This window comes from Vibrio sp. D420a (assembly GCF_030248625.1).
Taxonomy (GTDB): domain Bacteria; phylum Pseudomonadota; class Gammaproteobacteria; order Enterobacterales; family Vibrionaceae; genus Vibrio; species Vibrio fortis_A.
Map to the genome: position 1 here is coordinate 41914 of NZ_JAHGAN010000019.1, position 15686 is coordinate 57599.

General features: G+C 42.5%; 9 protein-coding genes. 2 read left to right on the plus strand and 7 right to left on the minus strand.

What is annotated here, in order from left to right:
* Window positions 1-224 precede the first annotated feature (224 nt).
* The gene (locus KI743_RS13900; protein ID WP_032549255.1) at window positions 225-2108 is read left to right on the plus strand and encodes a methyl-accepting chemotaxis protein; all 1884 of its coding nucleotides are present in this window, start codon (window positions 225-227) and stop codon (window positions 2106-2108) included.
* Window positions 2109-2192: 84 nt separating this feature from the next.
* On the opposite strand, the gene azu is transcribed toward KI743_RS13900, so the two are convergent.
* From azu to trxB, 6 genes are all read right to left on the minus strand, one after another.
* Entirely contained in the window at window positions 2193-2642 is a 450-nt protein-coding gene (gene azu / locus KI743_RS13905; protein WP_032549254.1) for an azurin, read from the minus strand.
* Between the two features lie 246 nt (window positions 2643-2888).
* Window positions 2889-4307 carry a hypothetical protein gene (locus KI743_RS13910; RefSeq protein ID WP_285466858.1) on the minus strand — a complete coding sequence of 473 codons (1419 nt, stop codon included), beginning with the start codon at window positions 4305-4307 and terminating at the stop codon, window positions 2889-2891.
* A 154-nt stretch (window positions 4308-4461) separates the two neighbouring features.
* Window positions 4462-5154: a redoxin family protein gene (locus KI743_RS13915; RefSeq protein ID WP_285466859.1), complete on the minus strand. Its 693-nt coding sequence runs from the start codon at window positions 5152-5154 to the stop codon at window positions 4462-4464.
* Between the two features lie 782 nt (window positions 5155-5936).
* The gene (gene cydC / locus KI743_RS13920; RefSeq protein WP_285466860.1) at window positions 5937-7658 is read right to left on the minus strand and encodes a cysteine/glutathione ABC transporter ATP-binding protein/permease CydC; all 1722 of its coding nucleotides are present in this window, start codon (window positions 7656-7658) and stop codon (window positions 5937-5939) included.
* The gene (gene cydD, locus KI743_RS13925) at window positions 7651-9435 is read right to left on the minus strand and encodes a cysteine/glutathione ABC transporter permease/ATP-binding protein CydD (protein WP_285466861.1); all 1785 of its coding nucleotides are present in this window, start codon (window positions 9433-9435) and stop codon (window positions 7651-7653) included. Before cydD ends, cydC begins: the two co-directional genes overlap by 8 nt.
* 154 nt (window positions 9436-9589) lie before the next feature.
* Window positions 9590-10549, minus strand: coding sequence for a thioredoxin-disulfide reductase (gene trxB, locus KI743_RS13930; RefSeq protein WP_032549248.1), 960 nt, complete (start codon window positions 10547-10549; stop codon window positions 9590-9592).
* A gap of 493 nt (window positions 10550-11042) precedes the next feature.
* On the opposite strand from trxB, the gene KI743_RS13935 reads away from it, so the two are divergent.
* Window positions 11043-13259, plus strand: a complete 2217-nt coding sequence (locus KI743_RS13935) for an AAA family ATPase (RefSeq protein WP_285466863.1) — start codon at window positions 11043-11045, stop codon at window positions 13257-13259.
* Window positions 13260-13557: 298 nt separating this feature from the next.
* Here the strand turns inward: KI743_RS13935 and KI743_RS13940 are convergent, their stop codons facing one another.
* Window positions 13558-15021: a hypothetical protein gene (locus tag KI743_RS13940; protein WP_285466864.1), complete on the minus strand. Its 1464-nt coding sequence runs from the start codon at window positions 15019-15021 to the stop codon at window positions 13558-13560.
* Window positions 15022-15686 lie beyond the last annotated feature (665 nt).

Here is a 15686-nt window from a genome sequence, read left to right on the forward strand (position 1 = left end):
GAGTGATGCTCTTTCGCCTTTTTTATACACAAAATATAAGGGCTTTATGGGACAAAAAAGACCGATTTGAGCGTTATAAATTTGGCGAAGTGACAAGCTTTTGTCATAAAATAACGCTATGAATCTTGTGGCGTTATTTTAGGCATTTATTTGTTAAAACCACTCGAACTTAGTTATTAATTTGGTTAGTATGCGCGGGTTTTCCAACCACTTGTGTACTAAGAATGAAACTAACATTAAAGCAAAAGTTGATAGGCGCGAGCTTATCAGCAGTGGTAGTTATGGCAACTGCGTTGACATGGCTCTCTGCAAACCAACTATTTGAACAAACTCGCAGCGGTATTTACATGCGAGCAGAAAGCGTATCGGAAGCGGCTTCTGAAGGTATTAAAAATTGGATTGATATTCGTAGAGACATTGCATCTGCATTTAATGATTTTTCGCAAGAGAGCGATGTAGTCCCGTACCTAAAACAAGCTCGCGTAGCGGGTGGCTTTGACGATATTTTCCTTGGTACACCAGAAGGTGGTATGTACCGCTCTCACCCAGAGCGTAACCGTGCAGGTTATGATCCGCGTCAGCGCCCTTGGTATCAAGAAGCAAACGCTGCAGGCAAGCAGATCATCACAACGGCTTACACAGATGCGATCACTAAAGCGCTTCTAGTAACGATTGCTGAACCTGTACGTAAGAATGGTCAATTTGTTGGTGTTGTTGGAGCTGACGTACTGATTGATCAACTGGTTAGCGACGTAATTAGCCTTGATGTGGGTGACAACGCATACGCAATGTTGATCGATGCAACAGACGGTACATTCTTAGCACACCCGGATTCTGCACTGAGCCTGAAGCCAGTAAGCCAACTGTCTAACGATATCTCTATGTCGACTATTGAGAACGCAGTTCGCACGGGCAGCATCGAGATCATTAATGAGCGTGGTAAAGAGAAGCTGCTTTACTTCACTAAGGTACCAGACACGAACTGGATCTTTGCTGTTCAAATGGATCGCGCAACTGAAGAAGCGAGCCACTCAACACTACTTACTCAGCTGATCACGACTGCTGTAGTTATCACTCTAGTCGTTATCGCACTGGTATCTTGGTTAGTGGGCTTCCTATTCCGCGATCTAAACCGCGTATCTCTTGCTCTAGAAGAAATTGCATCAGGTGAAGGCGATTTAACTCAACGCCTTGAACCTAAGAGCGATGATGAAATTGGTCAACTGGCTGAGAACTTCAACCGCTTTGTGGGCAACATGCACACCATGGTGCTTAAACTGAGTGAAGTATCGGCTTCTTTGGCGAATCAAGCTCGTCAAACAGCGTCACAAGCGGAAGAGCGTAGTGCTCGTATCCAGATGCAACAAGACGAGATCAACATGGTTGCGACCGCTGTAAATGAAATGGCAGCAGCAACTCAGGAGATCGCAGGTAACGCGGACCACACGGCACAGAACTCTTCTGAAGCGGTAGGTGCGTGTGAGCACGGCACAGGCCAAGTGACTCAAACTCAAAGCTCGATTCAAAACCTTGCGCAAGAAGTTCAAGTAGCGACTAACGTTATTCTTGAGCTAGAAGAGCACGGTAACAGCATCAACGCGATTCTTTCGAACATTCAAGGCATCGCAGAGCAAACGAACCTTCTTGCATTGAACGCAGCGATTGAAGCGGCACGTGCAGGTGAGCAAGGCCGTGGTTTTGCTGTGGTAGCTGATGAAGTACGTGTTCTGAGCCAACGTACACACGGCTCTACGCAAGAAATCCAGCAAACTATCGAACTGCTACAAGGCACAACGGGTAAAGCGGTTAGCATTATGAACGATAGCCGTTCTCTTGCTGAAACCAGCGTAGATGACGCAAACTCTGCGGCTGCGAGCCTAACGCAGATTCACGCAGCGGTTGAACGTATCAGTGATATGGCGACGCAAATCGCTTCTGCTGCTGAAGAGCAAGCATCGGTAACGTCTGAGATTACTCGTAACACTGAAGGCATCCGTGACGTGTCAAACGAGCTAGCTGACGAAGCACACCAAGCGGCAGAACAAGCGGCTCAGCTGTCTGAACTTTCTCATGAACTAGAGAACGAAATCAGCCGCTTTAAGCTGTAATCGAACCCAATAAAATAAAAGCCCCAACCTAGATTTAGGTTGGGGCTTTTTAGTATCTACTTTCTGAATCGGTTTGTTAGCTGATTACTTAAACTCAAACTTGCCTTTCATGATTGCCCAGTGGCCTGGGAAAGAGCAGATAAACGAGTAGTCACCACCAGCCTGCATTTTCTCTGTGCTAAAGGTGACAGAAGCGGATTCGCCTCCACCAATAATGCGTGTAAACGCGTATACACGATCATCGCCCGGTTTTACGTAGTTGTTGTCTAGACCAGCAGACATACCATCAATGCCGACGGCTTGAACTGATGCTGTATCAGTGATTACGACGTTGTGTCCCATTGATTGTGCTGGCATAGAGCCCGTGTGGTTTAGCGTTAGTGTCACCTCTTTACAGCTAGCTGGAACGCTTAGGGTATCCGTTGAAAACTTCATTTGGTCGCTAGCATCAATTGATACTTCACATTCAGACGCTTGGGCAGTAAAACTCGCACCAATAAGAGCGACGGTGGTTGCGATTAATCGTAAAGACATACGTTGTTCTCCATTATTGTTTTTGGGGGAGGTTATTCCTTAAAAACGATCGATACGTATTATCTTCGAAAGTTGATCATAGAAATGTGCTACAGCCAGAATTATAAGCAACTCATTGCTTTATATTTGTTAGCAAATAATATCCGTTGAGGGTGGGTAGATTTCTGATGAGCTGAAGTGGCTAAATACCGGCTTGATGAAAAAATCCGAGCGACGAGCGCTCGGATTGGTTGGTGCACGATTCCATTAGTTATTAGGGTAACCCGGGAATTGAGTTTTGAAGTCGGCTCTAGAAGGGAAGTGCTTCTCTAAGAACTTAACCATTTCCGGATCAAGACTCACTAACTCACTGTAAGTAGACGCCTTATACTCTTGAGACGTGTGACCTTTCGGGTTGATGTCGTAGTAAGCGTAAAGCGCATAAGCAAGGTACTCTTGGTCGTATGACTCCGCATCTAGGTCGGCTTCAACGATGTTTGCGTCTTTAAGATTTGGGTAGTAAGTGCCATTGCGAATTGCTGCTGCGTTCAGGGTGTCCAACTCTTTCTGCATAGTTGCCCAAACTGATGTTGGTTTGCTTACAGCAACTTTCATCACACCATAGTCGTGAACAAAATGAAGGATTTCTTCAAATGCCGCATCACGACCAGTTAGGTTCGGTTTGGTCTCTTCACTCGTCGACTCAGTGGTTTCGGTCGCAAACAGATCTTGGAAGCGGTAGTTGCCTTCCAACTCATCCATGTGTGCGTCTAAACGCTCATCCCAAGACTCATCATAGAAGAAAGCCATCGATGCTTTACTTTGATAAACCGCCTCTGCAATCTCTTTATTCATGTTATCTAGGAAGAAGCTCATAACCGCTTTCACATGAGCCACTTTTGATTCGGTGTGCATCTTAGACTTGTCTTCAATGATAAGCGGAATCTGGTAGCCATGAGCGTTAACACAAGTTTTTTGAAGGATGCCAATATCGCTCAATACTTTAGATGTCGGTTCAATCGCTGTGCAGTTGGTATGTGAGATCTTGCTATAGCCAGTTTCTGTATTCTCCGCAGAATACGGCAAGAATTGAACACCATTACTTAGAGTTTCGCCCAATCGTACGTATAAGTTCATCGGTCTCATTGAATCGAGGTCAAACATCACACCCATATTAGCTTCAACGAAATCTTGGTTGATCAGAATATTCGATTGCTGCTTCCATAGTGTCACGTTTTTCGCGTCTTGTTCAACAGTGGACAGGGCTAACTTTTCAGGTACTGAAGTGCTGTTAAAGTTCTCGTAATACAGATTGAAATGAGTCAGTTGGTACTCTTCACCTTTATCTGTTTTGACCGTGACATTGAATGACACATCGGCATCACTCATCGTTTTGTAGTTTCGCTCTGGTATGCCATGAACTTGAGCAAACGTGCCTGTAGTGTTGGTTTTCTCGGCATACTGCGTGATATCGATATTGAAGTCTTTATTACTGTTCAATTGGAATGAACTGACAGCCAGTTGTAAGGTGTAATCCTTTCCAAGCTTAGCGACTGCGACTGGGTCACGAGCGTCAATTTGCTTTGAGGGTGCTGGAGTTGGTGTGTTTTTGTTACTTTCTTCGCTGCCACAAGCTGTGAGCAACATCGGGATTAGAAGCGTTGATAAAGCAGAAGCGTATTTCATGATTCATTGTCGTTATTGATAGGGATGAAATTAAACTCTACAAGAATTTATAGTCGCCTTCGGTAAGGGGTTGTAATGACAATGTAATGAAACGTCAGCAAAGATGGCCAGCTCAACTGAACAGCGAGCCAGCCAAATTGATCGGGTTCTGCGCTTATAGGTGCTTTTTGGCTACTTCAACCGCTTTTTCAAGATCTGGAATGGTTGTCAGTTCAGGAACACGTTGTAGGTATACGATGGTGTTGTTCTTATCGACAACGAATGTCGTTCTTGTAAGTAAACCTAACTCGTTAATTTGTGTACCCGTCTTAAAACCAAATGCGTGGTCTTTTGCATCTGATAGTAGCAACAAGTCATCAGACAGGCTCTTTTCTTTCTTGAAGCGATCTAACGCAAAAGTCGTGTCAGCACTTAACCCAACAAAATCAATGTCGGCAAGCAGCTGCTTGTTGCTCTCTACGAACTTTGAAAGATCTTGAATTTGCTGGTCGCAAACTGGGGTATCGACAGAAGCCAACACGCTAAAAATACGAACGTTCTTGTTCTCGGCAGACGTGTCATACGCTTGGTTTGTGTTGCTCATTAACGCTACTGATGGAAGTTTGTCTCCTACAGACAGTGACTCGCCCACTAAGTTAAAGGTGGTGTCTTGGAACATAGTTAATGTCTGATTGCTACCAGTGGGTGCATTATCGCTGGTTGTTGAGAACTGGCCAGCTTCAACTGTTGATGATATAGCCAGTGCACTCATTAAAAACAGAGCGTTGTGTTTAGTCAGTTTGAGCTTGTTTTTTGATGACTTAAATAGGTCGCTTAGGTTAGCAATGGTTGTGCGGTTGAATTTCACAATGGTTTTCCTTTGGTTGATAAACAGTAGAAGAACACCAGTGTAGTGAGCGCGAAAATTTCGATATAAACAAAAATATAATTGATTCCAAATAATTCACATCTCGCAAATTCAAACAGCGATTAGGCTTGTTTCTTTTTGTGGAAAAGAATACCTAACTCGTTGTTCTAATTATTAATATCTTTATTTCCTATTAACGGTTTCAAGCGGTTGATTATCAACATTCTTTTTCGAAATAGCGCCTTGATTACCTTTTCTCGATCATCATATTTGGTGGCGATGTTCAGTGACCAAAGACTTTTTATATTGGTGTCGTTTTTGTTAGGACTTGGGAAATGCGCCATTGTAATTTACCCGTCAACAGAGATAGTCATCAGCGAATACTGACGTGACTGAGTCTGAATAGAACACCTTACCTTGTATACCTAAAGTGACAATTAGAAAAACAACCGTGTAGAAAGACTTTAGATATGAGTGAGAAAGAGTGGTTTGAGACCTTATCAACATAATATGTATATCGTGAGGGTGTGCGAAAAGTGTCGATTGGAGAGTGTGCTTAGAAGAGTAAGACGAACGGTATTGCAGCGATTGCGTTACCCCAATTCGTGGCGATGTCGTTGCAGTCGTTGCTTTAAGAAGCATCTTTATACTTTCTCGTGAAAATGGAACGACGATTAGGGAGCGAAAACGCCATCGCAGGATGGTCAAATGAGAGGTAACAAAAAGCCCGAGTACATTGTGCTCGGGCTTTGTCGTTTTATCTTGAGAAAAGAGACGCTGTTTTAGATAGCTTGTCGAAGTTGGAAGTAACGACCTTCACCCGATAGCAGCTCACTATGGGAGCCTTGTTCTACAATCTCACCTTGCTCAATCAAGACGATAGAATCCATCTTCTCTAGTCCAATCAAACGGTGAGTAATGAAGATAACCGTCTTGCCTTCGAAGTGCTGCTCAAACAGCGCCATGATGCTTTTTTCTGTCTGCTTATCTAAGCCTTCGGTAGGCTCATCCAACAGTAGGATAGGGGCATCGTGGAGAATGGCACGTGCAATGCCGATACGACGCTTCTCGCCACCAGAAAGCTGACGACCTCCGTCTCCGAGCCATGCATCGAGTGCGTTGTCTTCAAGCAGTTTCTCAAGGCCAACGCTCGACAAGATACCTTGTAGCTCTTCGTCGCTAGCTTGCGGCTTGGCAATCAGTAGGTTGTCACGCAGGCTACCGTTGAGGATATCAACACGCTGGCTTACCACACTAATCGACTCACGTAGCTGGCTCTCATTCCATTGGGTTAGGTCGATACCTGCAATAGAAATCACGCCACGTTTTGGATCCCAATAGCGAGTCAGCAACTGAATCAAAGTCGACTTACCTGAACCTGTTTGGCCGACAATCGCTACTTTGTTGTTCGCCGGAATCGATAGGTCAACCGAGTTCAATACCGTGCGCTCAGAATCTGGATACTGGAATGAAACCGCGTTGAATTGAATATCCAACGGCTGGTCAATATCAAGCCTGTTATCGCTGAACTGTACTTCTGGTTCAGACAAAATCACTTCATTCAAGCGACGCGCCGAAGTTAATGTTTGACCCAAGTGTTGGAACGCGCCAGCGATAGGCATTAGCAGTTCAAAGCTCGCCATTGTTGCGAACGCCATCAACGCGATCAGTGGGTCTGGTGCGTTGCCGCCAACGCCGTCTGCAGCAAGCCATAACATCAACACTAAAGTTAAACCGTTGAACAGCATTAATGCCGCTGAAGCCATACCCGTTAGGTTGGCATTAACGAACTGGTTCGCCATGAGCTTTTGTTGCGTGTTCAGAATCGCATTGCGGTAGCGTTCTTCAGCGCCAAATAGCGTTAGTTCGCTGTAGCCTTCAATCCAATCCAATGTTGTAACACGTAGCTCTGCTTTGTTCTGAGTTAGCTCGCCACCGTTGCGTTGACCCAGCTTGTAGAACAATACCGGCCAGATGATCAACATGATCAATAGGATAGAGCCTAAGATTAAGCCTAGAGAGCTATCAAACCACATTAAAAATGCTGTTAGGAAGAAGATACCCAACACACCCACAGTCACAGGGCTTACTAGTCGCAGGTAGACATGGTCCATCGCATCCACATCAGCAACCAAGCGGTTCAGCAGGTCAGCATCACGCAGGTTTGAAATACGACCTGGGATCAGCGGTGCTAGCTTTTTGAAGAAGAAGATACGTAGGTCAGTCAACAGCTTGAAGGTCGCATTGTGGCTCACCACACGCTCACCCCAACGGCCAGCGGTACGGCTCATTGCAAGACCACGCACGCCACCACCTGGCAACATGTAGTTAAAGGTTTCACGAGCGATCGTCAGACCAGCAACCGCAGAAGCAGAAATGAACCAACCAGACAGAGTCAACAAACCGATAGAAGCGGCTAAGGTTAAGAAGGCTAGTAGCATGCCCAAAGACAGCCCAAACCAATGTTTCTTATATAGTTTCAGGTAAGGCAGTAAATCACGCATCTAAATTACCCTCATTATCTTGTTGAGCCAAATTCGCGTTTAGCATCTCTTCAAACAGACCGCCAGACTGAGACAGTTCATTGAAGTTGCCTTGCTCTACGAGCGTACCGTCGCGCAGAACTAGGATGTTGTCTACCGATTGCAGCGGCGCAAGTTGGTGCGTCACGAGTAGGGCAGTGTTGTTTTGGATGCGGTTGTTGATGCCTTGCATGACCAGTTTTTCACTGCGCGTATCTAGGCTGGCAGTTGGTTCATCCAGCAACCAGAATTGACCATTTTGAATCATCGCACGAGCAAGTGCCAAACGCTGAGACTGACCGACAGACAAGCCTCCAGAGCGATCCGAGATCATGTAATCTAGTCCGTGCTCTTGAACAAACTCATCCGCGAAAGATTGCTCTAGCGCTTGTTGAACAGTTTGATCACTGATGTCCTGTTTACCTAGCGTGACATTGTCACGGATGGTGCCGTGCAGCAGCAGTGGGTTTTGACCAACCCAGCTAATTGCTTTACGCCAAGACGCAAGATCAAGCTCCCTCAACTCAACACCATTGATTTTCAAGCTTCCTTCATATGGCATGAAACCAAGAATGGCATTGATCAGACTCGTTTTACCCGCACCACTTGGGCCTACAAGGGCAGTGGATTGCTGAGTATTAAGCGCAAAGCTGATAGGACCAACTAACTGAACACCTTCTGGACTCAACACTTTAAGGTCTTGAGCTTCAATGGATATTCCAGCGTCGCTGTTTAGCTGCGTATCACCCGATTTTACTTTGTTGATGTCTGTTTCTAGGAACTCAACAATGCTCTCTGCAGCACCTACAGCTTGCTGCTTCGCGTGATAGAAGGTACCCAGATCGCGCAGAGGTTGGTAAAACTCAGGCGCAAGAATCAAAATAAATAGACCTGCGAATAGAGTAACCCCAGCACCGTAGTGACCGAAGTTCAGCTCACCAATGTAAGTGAAACCGAAGTAAACCGCAGTCATCGCGATAGAAAGCGACGTGAAGAATTCTAGAACCGCAGAAGATAGGAAAGCGATCTTTAGTACATCCATAGTGCGCGTACGGAACACTTCTGATGCACCGTGTAGCACTTCTGTTTCCGCTGATGTGCGGTCAAATAGGCGAATCGTGGTCATTGACTGAAGACGGTCATAAAAGTGACCAGACAATCGTTGCAGCGCCTTAAAGTTCTTGCGGTTGGCATCGGCTGCCTTCATACCTACCAGTGCCATAAAGATTGGAACCAGTGGTGCAGTGATTAGGAAGATAAGACCCGCTGCCCAGTTCACTGGGAACACCACCACCAAGATAACGAACGGAATCATCACCGAAAGAGACATCTGAGGCAGGTAACGCGAGAAGAAGTCTTGCATGTCTTCGACTTGCTCTAGAAGCAGCGTTGCCCATGTGCCTGCTGGCTTGCCTTTGATGTAGGCTGGGCCAAGCTCTCGAAGCTTATCGAGAATCAGCTGACGGATATAAACACGAACTTGCTCACCACAACGGTAACCGGCGATCTCTCGCCCCCAAGTACAACCAGCTCGACCAACAACCGACAGAGCCAGACCAGCAAAATGGCCGACTAACTCAGATTTATCGACATGTTCGATAATCAGTTGATGAAGAATAGAGGCGAGAAGGGCAGCTTGAGCCACCAAGAACACGCTTGAAAGTACGCCAAGGCCAATAGCAATCATGAGCCAGCGCTTTGCGAGGCCGCTTTGTTGCTTAAGCCATTTATTCAAGCTGCGTTGTTTTTTCTTATCCATTATGAAGGCTTAATGATAATTATTATTCGGTTGAGGGCGGCTAGTATACAAAAGAAAACCCCGTGGATATACCACGGGGTTCTAGGGAATTATAACAAAGTGTATTTAAACTCAGTATTTAGCGTGCCAATCGGCAAAATTGAAAACTGAGGTTTTACTTATCGGTCAGTCCGTCTAGGAAACGTTCCGCATCAAGTGCCGCCATACAGCCTGTACCCGCTGATGTGATAGCTTGACGGTAGTTGTGATCCATTACGTCGCCCGCAGCAAACACACCTTCGATACTGGTTTGTGTCGCGTTACCTTCTAGGCCAGATTGTACGATGATGTAATCGTCCTTCATTTCTAGTTGGCCTTTGAAGATGCCAGTATTTGGCTGGTGGCCGATAGCGATAAACGCGCCCATTACGTCGATATCTTCTGTCTTGTCAGACTGAGTATCTTTAATGCGAACGCCTGTAACGCCCATATCGTCACCAAGAACTTCGTCTAGCGTGCGGTCTGTGTGAAGTACGATGTTACCGTTCTCAACTTTGTCCATTAAACGCTTAACCAAGATCTTCTCTGCGCGGAATGTGTCACGACGGTGGATTAGGTGAACTTCAGACGCGATGTTTGAAAGGTAAAGTGCCTCTTCAACGGCTGTGTTACCGCCACCAACTACTGCAACTTTCTGGTTGCGGTAGAAGAAACCATCACATGTAGCACACGCTGATACGCCACGGCCTTTGAATGCTTCTTCAGATTCAAGACCTAGGTATTTCGCTGAAGCACCCGTAGAGATGATCAATGCGTCACAAGTGTACTCACCTGAGTCACCTTTTAGTGTGAAAGGACGCTTTGATAGATCAACTTCGTTAATGTGGTCGAATAGGATTTCAGTTTCAAATCGCTCGGCGTGCTCTTTCATACGCTCCATAAGCCCTGGACCTGTTAGGCCTTCTGCATCGCCAGGCCAGTTTTCAACTTCAGTGGTTGTTGTTAATTGACCACCTTGCTGCATACCGGTAACAAGAACTGGGTTTAGGTTAGCACGAGCTGCGTAAACAGCAGCAGTGTAGCCGGCAGGGCCAGAACCAAGAATCAATAAATTACAATGCTTTACGTCGCTCATGAGGACTCCGAGGTTGAATTCGTTTTTATTTATAATCGCTGATGATTGTATGGAAAATATGAGGGCAATTAAAGTTTTAACAAGGGCGCAAATGTAATTAATCGTTATAGGTTAGAACTTAACCGAGACAAACGTTATCGTAGTCATGAGAACGGTGAGAACAACCCAAGTTTTGAGGTGTGGCAGGGGAGGACAATAGCTAGTGCGTTAAGTGGACTTAGATTACGGTAGCCAAATTATTCCTTACTACAGTGCTGTAAAAGCGAAGTAGCGAAGCGTGCGAGGGGCTATGTGAGTTTAATGGAGTATAATTGGACAAAAGTTAATTACGCAATTTACTAAATTTAGTTAGTTATGGACTAGATAAAATATTGCGTTCATTCTGCGTAAATACCAAAAGCACAGGAGCTGATCTACGTCACGGCTTTTTGAGGTGAGAAGCATAAGAATGCAACTGATTGCAAATATGCGTTAAATTATAAAAGAGTTAAAAATGATTAACACCATAACATTAAAAGGTGTAGCTAGTTACTCACCAACTTCGCCAGTGGTTATTCAAACTGACAGCAAGAAGATAAACCTGCTCTATGGCTTAAATGGTTCAGGTAAGTCTACAATAGGTAAATTTCTACATTCTCCTGAACTACCAGAATACCGAAACTGTTCCATTCAGCCTAATAAGTTGGATGAAGATATCTTGGTTTACAATCAAGACTTTATACGTAGCAACTTCTATGAAATTCCCGACTTTCAGGGTGTTTTCACTCTGAGCGAAGAAAACAAAGAAGCCGAACAAGCGATTGAAGAAGCAGCAGAGAATACATCTCACTTAAGTCAAAACATCGAAGTTTCCGAAACAAAGATAAGTCACAAAAAAAATGACATAGAGAATGAAGAGACCTCACTAAAGGAATCTGTCTGGAAAGCAAAAACCATATATGAAAATAGTGCACTAGATTTTTGTTTAGATGGCTTACGGAGAAACAAAGTTGGCTTTCTGAAAAAGGTAAGATCAAGTAGTGGAAGTGTCACATCTACAATTGAATCACTGCAAAAAGAGGCTCGTGAGTTATCTGGACAAGACGGTAGTCTACTTCCAAGCGTACCCAAGATTAATTTTGATGTCAGTAACTTTGAAAATGATCCGATTTTGACTCAAGTTATCGTGGGATCTACGGACTCATATCTATCCGACCTAGTCGAACAACTGGGCAATTCTGACTGGGTAAAATCAGGTCTAGAATACATGAAGCCCGATAATCCGTGTCCTTTCTGTCAGCAAGAGTTAAGCTCATCGATTACTGAAGCGATCAATCAACTGTTTGATGATACATACTCCCAAAAAGTCAGCCAGATAGAAGGGTTATCTAACAGTTACAGAGCTTTAGTTGAGGATATTGAGAGCAAATTATCGGCTCCAGAATACACTTTTGAAGACGATGTAATTACATATGGCTTCGCAGATAAGCGAAAGTTACTACTTGAAAAATTATCAACCAACTTGTCTCAAATTGACCTCAAAATCAGAAATCCGAGTACGGTAGTTTCGCTTACCGATACAAGTGATCTAGTGGCAGATGTTAATATTGCGATAGCCGAAATACAAAGAGACATAGATTTATTCAACGATAAAATTAGAAACAAGAAAAGCCATTTGGAACGAATAGCTTCGGAGTTCTGGATAAACCTGAATGGGCAGTTTAGTGCGCTTATCGCAGCTTCAGATCAAAAGGTTAATGACCTTCAAGGTGAAGTAAAACAAATATCCGATGATATCAAGCTGTTTCATAGCCAAAAGAATACTCAAAGAAATATCATCACTGAAAATCAGAAAAAAATAACCAACATTGATTCATCGATAAACAACATCAATCAACAACTTGCTGAGCTAGGTATACACAGTTTTAAAATTGTTAAAGCAGCAGACGACCAGCAACGTTACAAAATTGCCCGTCCTACAGGTGAAAGTGTTGATGTATATAACACTCTTAGTGAAGGAGAAAAGACACTCATTAGCTTTCTTTACTTCCTAGAGTGTGCTTCAGGTTCAACAAACGAATCCTCTCCTGTTTTGCTGAACAACCGAATCGTTGTAATTGATGATCCTATTTCAAGCTTGTCACACAACTACGTCTATGACATTGCAGCCCTAATACATCACAAAGTCTTTAGCGAAGACTTCAAACAAGTTTTCCTATTGACCCATAACCTATTCTTTTTCCACGAATTACTGATGCTCAAGAACGCATCTAACAAATGTCCTGCTGGATATAAACTGTTTAGAGTTGCCAAATCGAGGTTTAGCCTCGTACATGATTTAAAGAGGGATGAACTTCAAAATGATTACCAGATGTATTGGCAAGTCGTCAAAGACAGCACTTCTAATCCAAGCTACGCACACATGCTGCCCAACGCAATGAGAAATATACTGGAGCACTACTTCAATTTTGTTCATAAGAAAGAGTCGCTAAAGCAAACCTTGAAGCAATTAGGGCAAACGGAGTCAGATTTTAAGCCTCTATTTAGGTATATAAATAGGGAGTCCCATTCTGATTCGATTAACCTAGCTGATTTTGAAAAGATAAATGCAGAAAAATACATTGAGAAATTTAAACAGATATTTGTAGAAACTGGTTTCGAAGAACACTACAACAGCATGATGGGGATTGAAAGCACAGCTGAAATTGTCGCAGAAGCAGAGTCCGCTTAATTGAAGTTGGATGGGGCTACCGATGACACTTATCGTCTAGGGAGTGAGCGGAGATGTTGACAAACATCTTCCCATTTTCCTAGGCGATAGCGTTGATATTTTCTAACGTTGACCACTTTAGGTTTCATGTTAGCCACCTCGCATATCTGCGACAGTGATAGTCACTGACAACTCTTGCAAACCATTTACAAGCTGTAACTGTTGCATTTGTTGTTGGTAGGAGGTAGCCCCAGCACATTTATAGCAAATTCAGATGTTTATATCCACAACAAAATGAATGCACGGTATATGTTATGCACTATATTTTATTTAAATTTGGGTGCACCATATTCCTATCGTATGTATGACAAAATGGAAATTCACCATCTTTTTTGGGCTCTAAACATAAAGAGTACTGAAAGATATCACATGACATTGCATAACCAAGCTTTAACATTTCAATGACAATTTCCGGATTGTACTGTTTATTTTCATAAAGAGCTGGATATACATGAGAATATGCAGCTTCACTAAGATTATTAAATGACATGAACTTTGATGCCAATTTCACATCAGAATTTTGATAAGAGTAATCGTAAGCATTGCTCTTCGCATCACGAATTATTTTCTCAGCCATTAAACTATGATCAATCTTAGAAACATGTTTAAGGCATTTTTCTTTCATGTCAATTTTAGCACTATTTATTCTAATGAATTTATTTTCCTTGCAGCTAAATATATCATATCCTAAATTTTTCATATCAAAGCTAGATATCTCAATTCGATCAGAATCATAATTTAATTTGGAGTTTATTAACTTCTCCGTTTTATTAATATTTTGTTCTCGCTTAGGAAGGTTGTTGGTTTGGCGAATCATTGACAATGCACAATAAGAGTTTACATCATATAGTCGAAACATTTTTTTCTTTGGATGCTTTTCAGAGAGCACAAGTCCGGAATAATTCACATCAGGCTTCGCACCAAACTTTATCAAAGCTTTTATTTTATCTTGCTCTAAATTAGACAAAGATTCAAATATGTACCAATAGAAAGTATTATTAATATCGTAATCAGAGTTTGGGTGAGATGTTAATAAATGTAATAGACTTTCAAACTTGTCTAACCGATGACTTGTTAACATATTATTAATTGGGCTATGTAAGTCAACATCACCCAATGACATTCCTGAGTCTAAAAATAATGTTAATGCTTGTATGTCGCCTCTCCGAACAGCTAACAATAAATTTCTATCAGTGTATTCAATACCTAGATTCATTAACTCCTTTTTTGGATTGTCACTTGTTTCTTTTTTTAGTTTAGATATTTTTTTAGTTACCGAATCAATTTTTTTGTCTACTGAGTTAATCTTTTTTTCTAATAAATCTAACGACTTTTTCTCAGATTGTTCTTTGGCTTCAGCATAGTGTTTTTTATTTAGCTTTATTCTTGTCCATAAAAAGCAATATTCGTAGTCAACCCAATATCCATCTGAAAATGTATTCGGAAGATATACATGGCTCTGGACCAAGACAGTATCATTAACACTTTCTTTAATAATTTCAATATCTTCAACATTTGTCACTGTTGTTGACTTTACAAAATCACTTGTAATTTTCGCACTAATTACATTTGCTAGTTCATGACGAGCATTATTTATACTTTCTTTTCTAGCTTGAGTGAAACTTTTATTAAAAGCATCAGATATACCATAAGAATATATATATTCATTATCTTCAGGGAGTTGGACACTTGCCCAGTTTGGCTTAGTTGCAACTTTAGGCAACAAACAGTCAGAATAATCATGAAATGGTACGCTATTACACGCACTAAGACTAAATATTATAGTCAGGCAAATTATAAATCTAATCACAATTTTATAACCAAAAAATTAACCTTATCAGAAGCTTTTACTATCGTCACTCCGTAGTAAATTCAACAATTTAAATGTGTGATCTAGCGGTGTTTTAAGGTAGTGCTTTGATTCAACCAGACTCGATATCAGCCTAAGAGACAAATGCTATCGAGATTGGAAAGCGAGCAATACCCAACGGAAGTAAATGTAACGCTAGGGCGGCCGAGTTCCCCCCGAACTCGACCTGTTCCAGACGCGCAAGCAAAGGCGTTTGGATACTTTACAGTTGATAAATTAACCAATGTGCTATCACTGTGTAAATGGTTAATAGTTGCTGCTTCTTTAGGTGTGTCGCATTTCAGTCTGTAACCGTTTTTGTTGGCAATCATTATCATGTTTGTCCATTTCTGCTCATCCAAATTCTTCATCCATTCCCTTCAAAACACAACGCTGCGCAGAAAATTTGAGAATAGCGTGCCAAATTAAACATTGCCTTTTTAATTAAAAATAGTGAATAAAACTAGCCAGTGAAGTGTGCTGAATTTTAAAGGTGCCCAACTTTTGAACTGGTTTTAATCACTGGTTTTTGAATTCAA